The organism is Psychromicrobium lacuslunae (genome assembly GCF_000950575.1).
GTDB lineage: Bacteria > Actinomycetota > Actinomycetes > Actinomycetales > Micrococcaceae > Renibacterium > Renibacterium lacuslunae.
The window spans coordinates 2,766,743-2,781,970 of record NZ_CP011005.1; the positions used below are offsets into that span (position 1 = coordinate 2,766,743).

At 58.6% G+C, this 15,228-nt stretch carries 18 protein-coding genes; 12 read left to right on the forward strand and 6 right to left on the reverse strand.

Going from position 1 to position 15,228, the window contains the following annotated elements:
* Window positions 1-15: 15 nt before the first annotated feature.
* Window positions 16-1,266 (reverse strand): citrate synthase, encoded by a 1,251-nt coding sequence (locus UM93_RS12970; RefSeq protein ID WP_045075973.1) that lies wholly within the window; start codon window positions 1,264-1,266, stop codon window positions 16-18.
* Window positions 1,267-1,336: 70 nt separating this feature from the next.
* Here UM93_RS12970 and UM93_RS12975 point away from each other — a divergent pair, with 70 nt between their 5' ends.
* Window positions 1,337-2,518 (forward strand): citrate/2-methylcitrate synthase, encoded by a 1,182-nt coding sequence (locus UM93_RS12975; RefSeq protein WP_045075974.1) that lies wholly within the window; start codon window positions 1,337-1,339, stop codon window positions 2,516-2,518.
* Window positions 2,519-2,553: 35 nt separating this feature from the next.
* Here the strand turns inward: UM93_RS12975 and UM93_RS12980 are convergent, their stop codons facing one another.
* A complete protein-coding gene (locus UM93_RS12980; RefSeq protein WP_045075975.1) occupies window positions 2,554-4,695 on the reverse strand; it encodes a phosphocholine-specific phospholipase C in 2,142 nt (713 codons plus the stop codon).
* Window positions 4,696-5,003: 308 nt separating this feature from the next.
* Here UM93_RS12980 and UM93_RS12985 point away from each other — a divergent pair, with 308 nt between their 5' ends.
* Both UM93_RS12985 and UM93_RS12990 read left to right on the forward strand, forming a co-directional pair.
* Window positions 5,004-5,432: an arsenate-mycothiol transferase ArsC gene (locus UM93_RS12985; RefSeq protein WP_045075976.1), complete on the forward strand. Its 429-nt coding sequence runs from the start codon at window positions 5,004-5,006 to the stop codon at window positions 5,430-5,432.
* 13 nt (window positions 5,433-5,445) lie between these two features.
* Window positions 5,446-6,495 (forward strand): hypothetical protein, encoded by a 1,050-nt coding sequence (locus UM93_RS12990; protein WP_045075977.1) that lies wholly within the window; start codon window positions 5,446-5,448, stop codon window positions 6,493-6,495.
* A 363-nt stretch (window positions 6,496-6,858) separates the two neighbouring features.
* On the opposite strand, the gene UM93_RS12995 is transcribed toward UM93_RS12990, so the two are convergent.
* Window positions 6,859-7,689 carry a DUF2510 domain-containing protein gene (locus UM93_RS12995; protein ID WP_045075978.1) on the reverse strand — a complete coding sequence of 277 codons (831 nt, stop codon included), beginning with the start codon at window positions 7,687-7,689 and terminating at the stop codon, window positions 6,859-6,861.
* Window positions 7,690-7,906: 217 nt separating this feature from the next.
* Between UM93_RS12995 and UM93_RS13000 the strand changes: the two genes are divergently transcribed.
* Complete coding sequence (locus tag UM93_RS13000) at window positions 7,907-8,173, forward strand: hypothetical protein (RefSeq protein ID WP_045075979.1); 267 nt, start codon at window positions 7,907-7,909, stop codon at window positions 8,171-8,173.
* A 36-nt stretch (window positions 8,174-8,209) separates the two neighbouring features.
* Here the strand turns inward: UM93_RS13000 and UM93_RS13005 are convergent, their stop codons facing one another.
* Window positions 8,210-8,893, reverse strand: coding sequence for a TetR/AcrR family transcriptional regulator (locus tag UM93_RS13005; RefSeq protein WP_082057144.1), 684 nt, complete (start codon window positions 8,891-8,893; stop codon window positions 8,210-8,212).
* A gap of 76 nt (window positions 8,894-8,969) precedes the next feature.
* On the opposite strand from UM93_RS13005, the gene UM93_RS13010 reads away from it, so the two are divergent.
* On the forward strand, window positions 8,970-9,350 hold the full coding sequence (locus tag UM93_RS13010; protein ID WP_045077424.1) for a DUF1761 family protein: 381 nt from the start codon (window positions 8,970-8,972) through the stop codon (window positions 9,348-9,350).
* A gap of 24 nt (window positions 9,351-9,374) precedes the next feature.
* Window positions 9,375-9,659, forward strand: a complete 285-nt coding sequence (locus UM93_RS13015; RefSeq protein WP_045075980.1) for a DUF1905 domain-containing protein — start codon at window positions 9,375-9,377, stop codon at window positions 9,657-9,659.
* Window positions 9,660-9,725: 66 nt separating this feature from the next.
* On the opposite strand, the gene UM93_RS13020 is transcribed toward UM93_RS13015, so the two are convergent.
* Entirely contained in the window at window positions 9,726-10,319 is a 594-nt protein-coding gene (locus UM93_RS13020; RefSeq protein ID WP_045075981.1) for a dihydrofolate reductase family protein, read from the reverse strand.
* A 152-nt stretch (window positions 10,320-10,471) separates the two neighbouring features.
* Complete coding sequence (locus UM93_RS13025; RefSeq protein WP_045075982.1) at window positions 10,472-10,675, reverse strand: DUF7489 domain-containing protein; 204 nt, start codon at window positions 10,673-10,675, stop codon at window positions 10,472-10,474.
* Between the two features lie 77 nt (window positions 10,676-10,752).
* Between UM93_RS13025 and UM93_RS13030 the strand changes: the two genes are divergently transcribed.
* The 6 genes from UM93_RS13030 (at window position 10,753) to UM93_RS13055 (ending at window position 15,150) form a co-directional block, all read left to right on the forward strand.
* Complete coding sequence (locus UM93_RS13030) at window positions 10,753-11,373, forward strand: TetR/AcrR family transcriptional regulator C-terminal domain-containing protein (RefSeq protein ID WP_045075983.1); 621 nt, start codon at window positions 10,753-10,755, stop codon at window positions 11,371-11,373.
* Between the two features lie 116 nt (window positions 11,374-11,489).
* On the forward strand, window positions 11,490-12,167 hold the full coding sequence (locus UM93_RS13035; protein ID WP_045075984.1) for a hypothetical protein: 678 nt from the start codon (window positions 11,490-11,492) through the stop codon (window positions 12,165-12,167).
* 94 nt (window positions 12,168-12,261) lie between these two features.
* Complete coding sequence (locus tag UM93_RS13040; RefSeq protein WP_045075985.1) at window positions 12,262-12,762, forward strand: RNA polymerase sigma factor; 501 nt, start codon at window positions 12,262-12,264, stop codon at window positions 12,760-12,762.
* 1 nt (window position 12,763) lies between these two features.
* A complete protein-coding gene (locus tag UM93_RS13045) occupies window positions 12,764-13,597 on the forward strand; it encodes a hypothetical protein (RefSeq protein ID WP_045075986.1) in 834 nt (277 codons plus the stop codon).
* 127 nt (window positions 13,598-13,724) lie between these two features.
* Complete coding sequence (locus UM93_RS13050; RefSeq protein ID WP_082057147.1) at window positions 13,725-14,081, forward strand: GNAT family N-acetyltransferase; 357 nt, start codon at window positions 13,725-13,727, stop codon at window positions 14,079-14,081.
* 250 nt (window positions 14,082-14,331) lie between these two features.
* Entirely contained in the window at window positions 14,332-15,150 is an 819-nt protein-coding gene (locus tag UM93_RS13055) for a S1 family peptidase (RefSeq protein ID WP_045075987.1), read from the forward strand.
* Window positions 15,151-15,228 lie beyond the last annotated feature (78 nt).

The following is a 15,228-nucleotide window of genomic DNA, read 5'->3' on the forward strand; positions in this document are numbered from 1 at the left end:
CCCCGCTGCCACTCTCTAGAGCGGGTGATTCGGCAACGGACCGCTGTACTGGCCCACCGGACGAAGCCGCAGCGCGGCCTGACCGTATTCATCCATAATGTGCGCCAGCCAACCGACAGTGCGAGCATGCGCAAAAATTGTCTGCCCGGCGTCGCTGCGCATTCCGGCCCCGATCATCAAGACCGCAATGGCAAAATCGACATTGACTAATTGCTCGGTCCTAGCGCGCACCACGCTAATCACCGCCGCTGCCGCGCGCATGGCCTCCTGATAGTGCGAGCCGCTCTGTAATAGGCCGAGCAGGGCACCGGCGCGCGGATCTCGGTGCTGATAAATTCGATGCCCGAACCCAGGAATCCAGCTGCCGCCCTGTCTACTTCCTCTGCTCAGTTGCTGCGAAATTGCCTGCTCCGGAGTGCTGCCGTCAATAACCTGCCGGAGCATCCCGGCAGCATCAACACTGACCGAGCCATGTAGATGAGAGTCAAAGGCGGCCAGTGAGGAAAGCAAGGCGGCATAAGGGTGAGCCCGGGCGCTAGCGGCTACTCGGGCGGCCAGTGTCGAAGCAGCTAAGTCGTGATCCACTAGCAGCACCAGCGCGGTGTTCATTAGTTCGAGATCCAACGCTTCTGCCGGGCGATCAGCTAATTTCTCCCACAGCTGCTCAGCAATATTGTGGCTCAGCGCTGCCGGACCGGGCAGCGCTTGCACGAGCAATCCAATGATCCTCCGCCCGAGTGCGGCTATCGACTGGTCTCCCAGGTCCCGCTTGAGCGAATCGTGGCTTGCCGCGAGCAGCAACGCAAGCTGCATATGATCAATGCCGCGGGCCTCAGGACCCAATGCATGCTGGCTTTGACGCACTGCGGCAATGACCTCGGCCGAAGCCCGAAACGGCTCGCTGCTGTCGCTGGGTTGGCTGACTGCTCCCCAGAGCCAACTTGCTACCTGCTCAAAGCTATACCGGGAGGCTAGCTCGGTGGCTGGCAAGCCACGAAGGTAAAGCTGATCGTTCTGCAACAGGGTGATCGGGGAATCCAGCACCATCAGCGGGGTGCCACTCAAGGTGTCGCCGCTCTGCGCCCGTTCGGCTGTCTGACGACTTCTTGACCGGGCCAAGGCCTCAACTTCCAGGGGGTCAAAGGTCGAGCCCGAATGGTCAACGGCGCGTTCGCTGCTAATCAAGCCACGCGAAACATAGGCGTAGAGCGTCGCAGGCTTGACTCCGAGCCGGGCTGCTGCCTGCGCGGTGCTCAATCGTGTCATGCCACCACCTTCTATTGATTGAATCAATATTGATTACTCAACAGTCAATATTGATGATTGCATATCGACTATGCAGACGGCAGCCAGACTAGATAACACGCCGCTAGAGGTTCCTCGCGGTCTAAGTAATGTAGTGGTCACAGAAACGATGCTGAGTGATGTCAATGGTCAGCAGGGTTTCTACCATTACCGGCAATACTCGGCGATTGAGCTAGCCAAATATAAGTCGGTGGAGGAGGTCTGGCATTTATTGCTCTTTGGAGAATTGCCTGGCGCCGAGCAGCTCACCGAATTTCGGCGGCGGATCGCCCGGCAGGCAACTCTCTCACCCGAACTCATTGATTTGCTGGCCTTGCTAGCTAAGCCTCGCAGCGCCGCTTCGCCTGCCGAGGCTGAATTCGATGTGCTCGCCGGGTTGCGAACCGCACTGGCCTTCGAGGGTAGTCGAGCCGGGCTCGCCCCGCTCTATGATCTCTCCCGCGAGGAACGGATCGAATCACTGATCTCACTGGCTGCAAAAGTCACCGGCATCGTCGCGGCCTTGCATAGACTGCATCGAGGCCAGCAACCTCTCAGCGCTCAGCCGGCCCTGAGCTATGTGGAGAACTATCTTTATCTGCTCAGTGGCGAACGCCCCGAGCCCGCACACACCGCCGCACTCAGCAACTATCTAGTGGCAGCTATCGATCATGGTTTCAATGCCTCCACTTTTACCGCTCGGGTGATCGCTTCCACCGGAGCCGACGCCGCTTCCTGTCTGGTCGGCGCACTGGGCTCGCTCTCCGGGCCGCTGCACGGCGGCGCGCCGAGTCGCGCCCTAGACACCTTGGACGCCATCGGCTCGATAGAAAATATCGATCCCTGGATCACCGAGCAGGTGTTAGCTGGCAAGCGGATTATGGGTTTCGGTCACCCCGTCTACCGCACCGAGGATCCGCGTTCGGCCTTACTGAAGCAGGTAGCCCGCAGCTTTGGCGGACCAAGAGTGGATTTCGCCGTCGCTGTCGAGGAACGCATTCCGGTCTTGCTGGAGCAACTCAAACCCGGGCGCGAATTACACACCAATCTGGAATGGTATGCGGCCATTGTGATGGAAATCTGCGGCTTGGAAAGGTCGCTGTTCTCCCCCACCTTCGCGGCAGCTCGGGTACTCGGCTGGTGCGCCAACGTGCTCGAACAGTCAGATGATTCGAAGATCTTCAGACCATCCGCTCGTTATATCGGTCCGTCGGCGCCCCAGCCGCTACCCTGAGCTGCGCATAGAAGCCGCGCAGCTACCGTCGCGGACTAACCGGCATGACCGGCATGACCGGCATGACCGGCAAAACGATAGCGGAAGCCGCTGCCGTCATCGGCACTGACCACCACATCGTAGTAACCGCCCAGCAGCGGCCAACTCAGCGATTCACTGTCTTGGGCAGCGAGTTCAACACTTTTGTGCTGCATCGCGAAATCGTTTGACTGCAGGGTGAAGGTGAGCTTGCTGGCACCCTGATTCGTCAGCACAAGCTCAAGGGCACCGTTGCTGACATTCGCCGTCACCGCAGGAATTGCGGCTTGCCCGGTGGCATTGACGTTCCCGGCGAAACGACGCAGGAAACGATCAGGCCCGTAGACACTGACATCGTAGCTACCCGCGACGGTGCTGACTTTCCAATGATAGTCGCGCGGTGAGCTAGCCGAGACATCGAAGGGGCGTGCCGCAAAGGGTTGCTGGTCATTGAGGTAAAGCGCCATCGAGACCGCCTGTTGACCGGCATTCCGTAGTGCCAAGTTGAGCGTGTCCTGCTGTTGGTCGACGGTGAGATTTGCGTTTTGCAGATAAGGAATCGCACGTCGCTGCCGGCTGCCGCTCTCCTGCTGAGGTGCTTTCTGCTGGCCAGTCGCCGGGATCTTAATCGCTGGTTTCAACATATCCGCATTAGCGGCAGCCACCAGGGGCGCAGTGTCAGGCAGCTTCGGAATTGAATAGTCCGGATGCGCGAAGTCGAAGCAGCTGGTCAGATCGCCACAGATCTCACGTCGCCAGGCGGAGATATTGTGGTCCTTCACGCCGCTCCAGGCTTCCAGGAAGCGAATCACCGAAGTATGGTCAAAGACCTGCGAGTTCACCCAGCCGCCACGGCTCCAGGGTGAGACAACCGTCAGCGGCACCCGAACCCCCAGCCCGATCGGTAGTCCCTCAACGAATTCATCAGCGGTACCCGGCTCGGGCGTCGGCGGAACCACATGGTCAAAATAGCCATCGTTCTCGTCATAGTTGATCAGCAAGACGGTGTTCTGCCAGGTCTCCGGATTGCTGAAGATCGCCTGCACCACCGCATTGGTGAAGTGCGCACCGTAGTCCGGGCTAGCAGCCGGGTGTTCAGACCAGCCGTAGGGCGCGACCACATAGCTCACCTCGGGCAGCGTGCCAGCAGCACAGTCTGCACCGAAGTCAGCGAGCAGGTGATTGACATCGAGGCCCTTGCCCGAATCGGGCTTCCAACCATCGTGCAAGCCACCGTGGCTAGCCAGGGCCCTTAGCTTCGGATCCTTCGATTGCAATGAGTCGTGATATGCCTGGAACAGCCAGAGCGGGTTATCACCGTAATCTCCGACATAGGGGTGCGAGCCGGAATCGCCAACTTCGTCATTGGCATAGGTTTTCCAGCTCTTGCCAGCCTTCTCAAGTTCCTCACCGTAGGTGCCCCAGGAATACACCGGCTTGTAGTCGGCGGGATTGCTGGTGGCCGGGCCTCCCTTGCCGCCGGCGGCATTGATACTTCCGGTCCACTGGTAGAGCCGATTCGGCGTAGTCGGGCCGGTGACCGAGCAGAAATAGTGGTCACAAATGGTGAAGGCATCGGCCAGTGCGTAGTGATAGGGCAGATCGTCCCGAGTGAAATAGCCCATCGTCTGCGGTGTCTTGGCGTTCACCCAGGCGTTCCAGGCTCCGTTGTTCCAGGCTTTGTGCCCGCCCGACCAGGAATGATCTAGACCACCGGCGTTCTGTGAGTTGTACTTCGCTGAATCCAAGTGGAAGGGCAGCAGCACCCCGCCGTCTTTGCGGCTCGGGGCCGGCTGTGCCAGCACCGAACCGTTATTGGGTAGCTCAAGAGCTTGCTTGTCACTGAGCCCACGAACCCCGGATAAATTGCCGTAGTAGTGATCGAATGACCGATTTTCCTGCATCAGGATCACCACATGCTTAACGTCGGCGATGGTGCCGGTCAACGCGGCAGCGGTTCGAGCCTGCTGTGCGGCGGCGGGCGCCGCAGCATTAATACTGGCCACCCCGGCGGCTATCGAGGCGACACCCAAGGCGAGCGCGGCCCGTCTACTCAAACCCGGTGGTAGCTGGCTGGCACTCATTTGCTCCGGCTGCAGCGGCGGCGCTGCGGGCCAGCTAATTGCTGGATTGCTGGTCTCTGGTTTCTTCTTGCTCATGATTCACCTTCGATTGTCTGTCCTGAGGGTTGGAATGCCCACCGGATCGCCCCCACGCGACGGATAGCCGCAAGCAACCTAACCGAGAAATCTGAATACTTTCTGGGAGCCTGCCGAGCCTGCCTTTGAAATAGCTGCCCGTTACTGGGAAGCGTCGAGAATGGTTCATCATGAGTTCACGCACTCTTCGCTTGATGGCCAGCCTGGCAAACCATTTCCCGCGTGGACGGTCGGGCCCTCTGCTTCAGTGAAACTCCTCGCAACCGAAATCTGGCCGCTGGTCTTGGTTTGAATGAGAAGATCGAGGTATGACTGACCAGCAAAGCCCGGGAGTGCTCTTTGTCTGCGTTAAAAACAGTGGTAAATCTCAAATGGCTGCAGCACTAATGCGGCAACTGGCCGGGGATTCGGTGGCCGTCTTCAGCGCCGGAACGCACCCTGGCACCGGGCTCAACGCCCAGTCGGCCGAGTCGCTGACTGAGGTCGGCGCTTCGGTCGCCGGCGAGCAACCGAAACCAGTGACCGCGGAGTTGTTGGCGCAGGTGCGGCTGGTGGTGCTGGTCGGCTCCGAGGTAACCCTGGAGACGCCCGGCGTCGAACAAGAACGCTGGCTGACCGACGAGCCCTCGGCCAGAGGTATCGAAGGGATGGCGCGGATGCGCTTGATCCGCGAGGATATTGCCTCCCGAGTCATCAAGCTTTACCACTCCCGGTTTAGCAACCGGCAAGAGCGCTGAAGGGTGGTGAAGAATGGCCGCATTGCGCTTTGACATCACTGCACTACTGGCCCCTATCGACCCGCAGCTCGCATCGGTCGAAGCGGAACAGTTGATCCTAAAGTACGCCGGTAGGCACGGCCGGGCGTGGAACCGAGGCACCTTCATCTTCCGTTTGCTGGTTCTCATCGTGGGCGTTGGTTTGCTTGCCGCTATCGGCGTGATGTGCGTACAGCTTTTCTTCGGCGGCGCTGGTGCGAACATTTTTACCTGGCTAATCGCGGCAGCGATGATGGTTCCACTAGCGGTCTCGCAGCTACGCCGCGCGAAGGCTGACTATCACGACGACGAGGCACGCTGGTACCGTCTCTCCCGCTTCGCCACGGCCAATGGCCTGAGTTATCTGCCAAGCGAGCAGTCTCCTAAACTTCCCGTCTCGGTATTCCGCCACGGCGGCTCGATGGTGGACATCCTCAGTTCGGCTTCACCGCTCACCTTCCAGGTCTCGAACTACAGCTACGAGACGACTACGGCGCGCACCAGGATGCCGCACACCGCTTGCCTCATTGCCTTCGAGTCGCCCGCGGGTGCGCCGCCAATGACGCTGGTGACTCGGGCTGGAGACGTCTGGGGGCAGCCCGCAGTGCCACCACGTGAGCAGCGTGAAATGAAGCTTGCAGACGACGCCATGGAACACTTCCGAGTGTATTGCGAGCCCCAGGACGAGGCGGCGGTGAGGCGGATAGTGACGTCAGAAGCCCGCGCGGTCGTAGGGGAACTGGCCGGGCGCTGCGATATCGAGATCACTGCCGGGCGGATCTTCATCATCGCGCGCCACCAGCTTTCCCTGACGGAACCAGCATTCTGGAACTGGCTGTCCGATCTCTCTCCGCTGATTGAAACAGTCTGGTCGCCATCGGCTAGGCAGCCGACGGCGGAGGAAGAAGACCGATGGGAATCGCACCGAATTGAGCGGGCCAGCCTCTTCGCACCCGCCCGCTCGGGAAAATCTTTCGCCATCGGCTGCCTAATCCCCGCCGCGATCGGCTTCGTGGCCGCGGCTGCCACCGCGCGTTTTGGATAATCAAACAGCCCGACGGGCTCTAGCTCTGGGCCACTTGAAAGCCATGTCATGACCCATGGGCGAGTGCCTGCCTCACGGTTACTTTCTCGGTACACACCCTGTGCGGAAAGTTATCCACAGTGTGAATAACTCTGTGGGGAAAATCTCAGACTTCCGCACTTTGCCCGCCCGGGGTTATCCACAGGTGTGGAATTACATGTGTGTAACTTATTCACCTTGTGGAGAAAGTTGTGGGGAACTCTTGAAACCTCTCTACTCCCATTCATGTCTCGAGATGGGTGCCGGAGCCAGCACATCCAGCGGTTTGCGCCTTCTCCCCGGCACGGCTTGTGATCATCCCCCAAGGGCCTTAACTCAGTTTGTTCAGTAGGTCGGTTGTGGCGGTGCTGGGGGTAGCAGCAGGACATTCCGCTGATTCTTCCGCATTGCCAGCAGAACCGAACTGAGGATGAGAAAGAGGACGCCTCCGGCTAGCAAGGAAATGCCTAAGACTGTCGACAACCCACGAGGCTCTGCGCTTGAACCGAGACTGAGAAATACGAGGCCGAGGATTGCTGAGATGAGAGCGATTGCTCCGATCACGGCGATGACTACTAGGTAGCGTCGATAAGCTTGCCTGCCATGGAAACTCGGCCGGATCCCGAATCTGTTGCTGGTGTACTGCGCCCAGCGCTGCCCAGTCCACCAGCGGTGTGTGTCGTTTCTAGCGACCGGGTACCAGCCACTACCCGGGGCTTCCTGCTCCCCCGGTAATGGTCGAACCAAGTCAGCAACTAACGGCTCCCCAGTAGGACTCGGCGTCCGGCGCACTGCTGTTGTTTGCGCCGCCATTGCTAGCCATAAGACGGCCAGCAAGAAGGTGGTAAGTCCGTTGATCGAGAAGCTGCGAGTCAAAGCACCCAAGCCAAACTGGGCAGCGGCAAGGAAAAGGAAGAACACCCCTAAACCCCAGGCCAAACTCGGCTGCTCAATCGCAGCCCAGTCAGTGCCAGGCACCCCTTTCCTGAACCGCATTCCCGTCCAGAAGTGACCGTCCCACCACCGCACGCTGCCATTCCTGGTCTGGTACCAGCCGGGCACCGGAGTAGCTGGCCCGGACTGCGCCACGCTCTCGTGCTCAGTCCACTGGGTGCCATCCCACCAGCGAAGCCGTCCCGGCGTTCCCGCGTCGTACCAACCAGGTGCAGCACTCACTGTGACCTTCTCCCCTTATTTGACCAGATGCGACTCTTCTAAATCTATGCCAGGTCGGCGACTTTGCTAGCTCTTGGGTCTCGAATTAAGTACCATTTTCATGACGATCAGCTCCTGACCGAATGGCCATGACCAAACAGTCGACCAAACAGTCGAGGCGCTTTCCACATTTGATAGCCTAAGAGGACGCCGCCCAGCACCGTCTTGAGGGAAAATCATGAACTGGAAAAGAATCACCGCAGCAACAGCCATCGGAGCGGCCCTGGTGGCCGGTACAGCGCTACCGGCATCGGCAGCAACCACCACCGTGCGAGCGGTACAGAACGTCACCACCTACAGTCACTGCATGGAATTACTCAATAATGTGGTCCGCACCTACAACAATGGCGGCTACTATACGGTAACCGCGGCTTGGTGCTTTGGTGAGCGTCAGCTCAACGGCAGCCTGCTTTACGCCGGCAAGGTCACCCTCCAGAAGAAGTAGTCAGCACCGCATAACACCAACCATCACCGGGAAACATCACTCAGCTTTCTCGTTCCCCGGTCTTGCTTGGGCGGTCTTTGACCTCAACGCGGCGAGCTCGGATCGCTCCGGCGCGTAGCCAGCCAGGAAGAGGTCAACGGCGGGTGCGGCGGGTCGATCAGTTGGCTGGCCGTCGAGCATGCTCGCGTTCAACGGTGCGCCTATTACCAGCCACGTGAATTGGTCCGCTGCTGCGGCGGCGTCATCGAGGGTCAGCCTCCCCTCCGTCGAGATGAATTGAAGCGTCGCTGCGAGGTCGCCAATATTGGTGTTCCAGCTTTCCTGGAGATAATCCGCAGCGACCTCCGGATGCGCAGGGGCTTCGGCGGTAACCAGGCGGCGCATTGCCAACACCGGCGGGCTCAGGATGCCACGCTGCATAGTTTCAGCCAGCTCAATCAGTCCCGCGCGGATTTCCGGGTTCATTCGAAGCCGCTCCAGCGCTGGTCTCATGGCATTCCTCCCGGCAACAGACCAGTGCCTGACCACAGCCGCGTAGAGCGCAGTCTTGGCCGGATGCTCCCGGTATAGCGAGGCTTTGGAGATGCTGGCGCGCTTGGCGATCTCATCCATGGAGGCTCGCTCATAGCCATATTCCAGAAACACCTCGCGAGCAACAGAGATTAACTCCTCCCCGGTCTTCCCCGCGGGTCTGCCCTGAGCGCGCAACTTCGACGTCATGAAATCAAGTTTAGTACTTGACAGTTCTAAACAGAGAAACTCCTTTAGTACTAATCGGTACTAAATGGAGGTCAGGATGATCATCGTCGGAATCGCTATCGCTACCATCGCATCATTCATCGCATCCGCGGCACTGTACGCCATCCCGCCGGTATCGGCGTTAGTGTCCGGCGCCAGCACCCCCCGAGCTGGGCTCTCTCGCGCCATCCAGATGATCTCTGTGCTGCTACGCAGCCTGATTGCATCATGTCTAGTAGCTGGCTTAATGACGGCTGCACATTGGCAAGGAGTTGGCGCCGGGGCCTTATTAGGGCTCTCGCTGACCGCACTACCGCTGATTCTGCTGATGGGGGGCGTGGTGCACGAGAACACAGCAGTTCCGGTCGCCGGCGTTCACCTGCTGGATTGGGCGATTAAGCTCACCCTAATCGGCATCATTATTGGAATTTTCCGCTAAAAACCACGAACGGAGCATTCGACCATGAAAGAGACAACACCCCTCGACCTGACCTTCACGGCGACGCTCGGAAAGGTGCGTGAAGGCGATACGTGGACCTGCGTGCAGCTTCCGGAATCGGCGGCAATCTTCGGCACCCGCGGCCTGGTAAAAGTGGCAGGCACCGTCGATGGCGTGCCCTTCCGTGGCGCGTTCATGGCCCTAGGAGACGGCACTCACAAACTGCCGGTCGCCGCAGTGATCCGGCGGCAGATCAAAAAGACCGACGGCGACGATGTCACCATTCACCTCACCGAACGCTTGAATTGATCTGCTGGATCGACCTAAAGTAGCCATCCGGCGAGCACACTGAATCGCTGACAGCTCGCCAACGATTCATTCGCGCTCGGGTCGGTAAACCTGGGCTATCACGCCGCCGTCGAACCGGGTACTGCTGATTAATGCCAAATTCAATGGTTGAGCCAGATCTGCGAAGATGGGCAACCCGCCGCCGAGCGCCACCGGGTGCACTGCGAGCCGGTACTCATCGACTAGGCCATGCTGAATCAAACTGCTCACGAAGTTCGCGCCGCCATGCACCAGAATGTAGCCGCCCGATTCCTGCTTGAGTCGGCCCACTTCCTCCGCCAAGTCACCATTGGCAACCCGGCTTGCATTCCAACTACTGGCCCCGGCCGAGGCCGCTACTGCAGGGGGCACCTGAGCGTCGAAGGACTCCTGCCTGGTAAAGACCACTTTCGGAATCTCATTCATTGCCGCCGCCATCTGATCGGTTCCGCTCGGCCAGAAATTGGACATAATCCGATAGGTGACGCTACCCATGGCATGCAGACCAGCCTGCTGGATGGTCTCCAGCACCCAAGCGGAAGAGTCCTCACTTCGATGACGGAACATCCACTCAGAATCACCGTGCGGTCCGACCACATAACCGTCGAGAGATATCGACATTTTCACAATGAGCTTGCGCATACTTGCTACTCCTAGTCTCGAATTTATCCAAATGGTTCATCTAAGCGGTTGGCAGAGTGCACTCGGAGGCAAGCCCGACGATGCTGCCTGGCTCCGTCGCCTGACTCAGAGAATGCTCCTTCTCGGCCGGCCCGTCAAGCTCAACCAGGCAGTCAAGCCTTGCGGGGCGGCTCACCAGCCTGCTTAACCAGACGGTCCCCGAGTTGGAGTTCATCCCATAAATCACGATCAACTTTGAGCTTCCCGGTTTGGTCCTGATCAGTGCGGACAACCACCCGTCGGTAGAGGTTTGAACCGTCGAGAAGTCCCCGAGATTTTTTCACCACGGTGCCGCTCCAGGCGTCTTCTAATGGCATTTTTTTCCTCGTCTCAGCTTGAATAAGATCAAGGTTATCGTCGATAATCTTGATTCGCAATGGGTATATTGACAGTTATGCCCTATCCAGCGCGCACCGATCGAACATCGATCGTCTCGGCAGCCATCGATGAGCTAGCGGAAAGTGGTTTGGATAGCTTGTCCTTGCGCGCTATCGCGGCTCGTCTGGGGGTCCGCCAACCCGGCCTTTACCATCACTTCAGCAATAAATCCGAGTTACTCGATGCCGTCGCCGATGAAGTGCTTGAACGCTGGCACACCGCTCGGCTGCCGCGAGAGCAAGAGAAGTGGGATGAGTTCATCATCCGGAACGCACAGAGCCTTCGCCGAGCACTGCTGAGCATCCGCGATGGCGCGCGGCTACTCGCTTCGACCGGTTCACGCAGCCCAAACCCGCAGAATGCTATTGCCCAAATTTCGTTACTCGAAAAGGCAGGCTTCAGCGGAACGGAAGCCGTTTTGGCGCTGATCGCGGTTTCTCGTTACACGATCGGCGCTGCCATTGAGCAGCAAACCGCAAGGGACCGCGGGGAAATTCTGATCCCGAAAGACCATCAGACACCACAGCTTGAGCGGCTTCGCGAGATCGCTCAGCGCGTCGGCGAACTCGGCCAAGACCACGAATTCAATGTCGGCTTGCTCGCTCTGGTGCGGGGACTCGCAGTGGGTAATCGCTGAACTTTCATAAAATTTCTCAAATCTTCTGTTCGGCCGGTAAAGATCTCCCCGGATTCGGAAATGTAAGGGATGTTGGCAGCCAGCATTCACTTATTCGTTTCATCCCAAGGAGAATCATGTTCACCACCCTAAAAAGGCAGTACAGCGTGCTTGGTGTTGCCGCGCTCGCGATTCCCGCCCTACTGCTCGGCTCCAGCATGGCGCAGGCTAACCCGGCCGCGCCCATTGTCGATCGGGCTGCGCATAGCAAAGCTATCGTCGAGTCGAAAAACCCAAAGTTCAGCATTTACCGGACCAACTCCGGGCTGTTCTCCTTCAAGCTGCCGAAGGGCTACACAGTCAAAGAACAAGCCAATCAATGGCTAAGCGAGCAGCTTGGTCGGCAGGTAGTCGATATCTATATTTACTCCGCAAAGGGTCTGCAGATCGGTTACTTAGCCGAACGTTATTACGCTGACGGCGCCAGTGGCCCGGCACCCAAACAACTCATCTTGGATCAGGCTGCCACGCCGAATATGCACTATAGCCCCGGAGCTACCATAAATTATTATCTGAGTTACAACAGTTATTCTGGTTTTGGCGAGGTGACGATGCGGCTCGAGGACCGGAACAAAGGCAGCTATGGGGTCGCCCCTTCCCAATTCGAGGTGACCGGGAACTTCATCTCGGTTTTCACCGTCAATGTTGCTAATATTCTCGGCGATATCAGTTCACCACAGCAGGTCAAAGCGTGGCAGCACACCGCGCAGTACGCAGCTCTCAAAACTATGCTGAGCTCCCTAACGGTCAATTGAGCCATCGTCAGATCAATCGGCATAGTTCGCCTAAATATGACGCCTAAGCATCGCCACGGCGCACCGGTAGAGCTCAATGAAAAAGCCTGAGTCCATGTCAGCGGAACAGGAATTCATTGAGCTCTACCGGGCGTTCCAACATCAAGTCCACAACTATATTCGTCGCCGAGTCTCCGCTCCGGAAATTGCCGAGGAACTCGCCAACGACGTCTTTAGAATTGCCTGGCAGAAGCAGGGCAAAGGGGCCGAGCCGTCAATTGCCTGGCTGCTCTCGGTGGCGCGCAACGTGATCGGCAATGAATATCGCAGCGGGCAGCGCCGAAAAGAGCTGGTGCAACGACTATCTGAGCATCTCCAGCTGAACAGCCAAACCAATAGCAACACGGCAGCTGACAAGGTAGCTACCGGCATCGCCAGACTCCGGCAGCGCGATCAAGAAGTGCTGCTGCTGAGCTACTGGGAAGAACTCAGTCTGGCCCAAATAGCCCGAGTGCTTGGCTGCTCCGAATCAGCAGCCGGAGTACGGCTATTCCGGGCTCGCAAAGAGTTGGCGAAAATACTTTCGCCGCAGTTGACATCCGGAGGTGAGGACTGAGATGGATCGTCTCGAACAGCTAGTTCGTAGCGTGAATCCGGTGGCGAAGGAGGAATCTCCGCCTCCGCTGGCCTTTTTTGACACACTCAATGAGCCAGCCGTGGAACGAATCTCCGCCCCACGGACCAGCGTTCTGCCCAACACCGGCCCGAGCCGGGCGCGGCGATCCTGGTTTGCCATTGCAGCCGCCGCCACGGTGCTGGTCATCGGGGTAGCTCTGGGAGTGATCTTTAGTCAGGCAACTCTGCCACCGCTGCCACCGCCAGCAACCCAACCGTCCAGCCCGACTGCGCCAGCAACCGACAGTCAGGCCCAGCAATACACCACCTACACAACACGTTCTGGGCTGTTCTCCTTCAAGCTGCCGAAGGGGTTCACGGTAAAAGAAACCCCTAGTCTGGCGGGCAGCCAGGCAAGTGGGGGCAATGCGGTGGAAGTCGCCATCTACGCGGCCAATGGCATCCAGCTCGGTTATCTCACCGAACGGGTCTCCGGTGATGGCGCCTCCGGTCCGGCACCGCAACAGCAGGTGCTGGACCAGCAAAAGACGCCGAACATGATGTACAACGCCGGAAGCACGGTGGGTTACTACCTCAGCTACAACGTCTATTCCGGGTTCACCGAGGTGACTATGCGACTCGAGGACAGGAGCAAAGGCAACTACGGCATTGCCCCGTCTCAATTTGACGTATCCGGGAATCTGAAATCCAGCTTCGCAGTCAATGTTACGAATATCCTCGGCGAAGGAGCCGGCTTAGTAGAGTTGAAGGCTTGGCAGCAGACCGCGCAATACATGGCCTTGAAAACCATGCTGACCTCATTGACCAGGCACTGAGCCTAGAGAGGGGTGCCAGCTTTAAGGGGTCGGCTCGGCGGGCATCCTGTTTCAACGCACCTTTGGTCCAGTAGCGCCGGTGGTCTAGGGTGCGAAGGAGAGCAGAACCGATAGCCGGAGGAGAAAAATGACCGCGACGCCTGAGAATGCAGCCAACTCAACTGATGAACCATCAGTTGTCCGCAATGACGAAGCCGGACGATATGAAATCTATCTGGGCGAGAAACTTGCCGGTTTTACAATTTTCCTGGATACCGACCAGCAACGGATCTTTCCGCATACCGTGATCGACGAGGAGTTCTCCGGCCACGGCCTAAGCAGCATTCTGGTTCGACAGGCCCTCGCCGACACTCAAGCGGCCAAACGCAGGATCGTCGCGGTCCGCCCGGTGGTGGCGCGATATCTACAAAAACATCCGGAGCTTCAGGACTCCGTCGATCCGGTGACTCCGGAAGTCATCTCGCTACTACGCTCACTGAGCTGATCCCGCCGAGCCCTTCGGACTCCGGCCCCTCCAGATCTCAGGACTGAGCAACGGCACACTAAACCACAACCACAACCACAGCTACTAGTAGATCCACGGGTTCCCGACAAGCTGGAAGTTAGCTGACAGTTGACTCTCAATCTTCTGAAATGTGGTCTTACGCCGCCACTAAACCGATATATTCGACTCCACCCGATAGCAGCAGTTTGGTCCTCAACATCCGCGGGACTAGCTGAACCGAAGGAGAGTCATGAAGAAAACAGCAAAAATTCTCGCCTCTGCCGCAGTGGTCGCGGCAATGTCGGCAGGGGTGCTCGGCTCATTTGTCGTACCGGCAAATGCTGCCACGCCCAGCCCGGCGCCGGAGATTATTGGCGGCCAAAAGGCCAGCAATCCGTGGGCCTTCCAATTGGCGACAGTGGACCGCTCTACCGGTAATGGCCAGCTCTGTACCGCGGAGGCATTGAGTAACAGCTGGGTACTCACCGCGAAGCACTGCGTCTTGAAAGACCCTAACGACACGACGTCGGTCGCGGCTGCAGCTGACATCTTCATCGTGAAGACCAACAACACCGCAGATATTCAGGACCCGGCTAAGCGGGTCTTCGCCGATCAGGTCAAGGTGTGGTCCGGCGGCGATCTCGCCTTGGTGCACGTCGGCACCTCAAATGGCCTCTCCTCCTACCCCACCATTGGCGCCAGCTACACCCCGAAAGCCTCGGATGCCGGCGTGATCCAGGGCTACGGACTGCGTAAAGAGGGCGGCATTCCGAGCTGCCCGATTGAGCCGGTCCGCGCAGATTGGCTTTATAAGGCGAATGTCACCGTGCAGAAGGCCAGTACCGATGCCTACGGCGGAACCGCGATCCTAGTCAAGGGTGTCAACGGCATTGCTAACCACGGCGATTCGGGCGGCCCCTTGACGCTGGCCAGCTCACCGAACCAGATCATCGGTGTCACCTCGAACGGGCCGGGCAACTGCTCCAGCAGCACCACTTCGACGGTGAACTACACCAACGTTACGCTGACCGCTCCGCGCGCCTGGATTAAGGCCACCGCCGGAGTTTGAGCTATTCGGTCGTCGGCTCAGGAGACTGGGCCGACGACCGGCTGAGCGGAGCGACACCGCGCACCCTCAGCCCTGGGG

What these genes read in the sequence shown, in the direction of transcription:
- UM93_RS12970 (WP_045075973.1), bottom strand. Translation starts at nt 1,266, where the DNA reads ATGACACGATTGAGCACCGCGCAGGCAGCAGCCCGGCTCGGAGTCAAG.
- UM93_RS12975 (WP_045075974.1), top strand. Translation starts at nt 1,337, where the DNA reads ATGCAGACGGCAGCCAGACTAGATAACACGCCGCTAGAGGTTCCTCGC.
- UM93_RS12980 (WP_045075975.1), bottom strand. Translation starts at nt 4,695, where the DNA reads ATGAGCAAGAAGAAACCAGAGACCAGCAATCCAGCAATTAGCTGGCCC.
- UM93_RS12985 (WP_045075976.1), top strand. Translation starts at nt 5,004, where the DNA reads ATGACTGACCAGCAAAGCCCGGGAGTGCTCTTTGTCTGCGTTAAAAAC.
- UM93_RS12990 (WP_045075977.1), top strand. Translation starts at nt 5,446, where the DNA reads ATGGCCGCATTGCGCTTTGACATCACTGCACTACTGGCCCCTATCGAC.
- UM93_RS13000 (WP_045075979.1), top strand. Translation starts at nt 7,907, where the DNA reads ATGAACTGGAAAAGAATCACCGCAGCAACAGCCATCGGAGCGGCCCTG.
- UM93_RS13005 (WP_082057144.1), bottom strand. Translation starts at nt 8,893, where the DNA reads ATGACGTCGAAGTTGCGCGCTCAGGGCAGACCCGCGGGGAAGACCGGG.
- UM93_RS13010 (WP_045077424.1), top strand. Translation starts at nt 8,970, where the DNA reads ATGATCATCGTCGGAATCGCTATCGCTACCATCGCATCATTCATCGCA.
- UM93_RS13015 (WP_045075980.1), top strand. Translation starts at nt 9,375, where the DNA reads ATGAAAGAGACAACACCCCTCGACCTGACCTTCACGGCGACGCTCGGA.
- UM93_RS13020 (WP_045075981.1), bottom strand. Translation starts at nt 10,319, where the DNA reads ATGCGCAAGCTCATTGTGAAAATGTCGATATCTCTCGACGGTTATGTG.
- UM93_RS13025 (WP_045075982.1), bottom strand. Translation starts at nt 10,675, where the DNA reads ATGCCATTAGAAGACGCCTGGAGCGGCACCGTGGTGAAAAAATCTCGG.
- UM93_RS13030 (WP_045075983.1), top strand. Translation starts at nt 10,753, where the DNA reads ATGCCCTATCCAGCGCGCACCGATCGAACATCGATCGTCTCGGCAGCC.
- UM93_RS13035 (WP_045075984.1), top strand. Translation starts at nt 11,490, where the DNA reads ATGTTCACCACCCTAAAAAGGCAGTACAGCGTGCTTGGTGTTGCCGCG.
- UM93_RS13040 (WP_045075985.1), top strand. Translation starts at nt 12,262, where the DNA reads ATGTCAGCGGAACAGGAATTCATTGAGCTCTACCGGGCGTTCCAACAT.
- UM93_RS13045 (WP_045075986.1), top strand. Translation starts at nt 12,764, where the DNA reads ATGGATCGTCTCGAACAGCTAGTTCGTAGCGTGAATCCGGTGGCGAAG.
- UM93_RS13050 (WP_082057147.1), top strand. Translation starts at nt 13,725, where the DNA reads ATGACCGCGACGCCTGAGAATGCAGCCAACTCAACTGATGAACCATCA.
- UM93_RS13055 (WP_045075987.1), top strand. Translation starts at nt 14,332, where the DNA reads ATGAAGAAAACAGCAAAAATTCTCGCCTCTGCCGCAGTGGTCGCGGCA.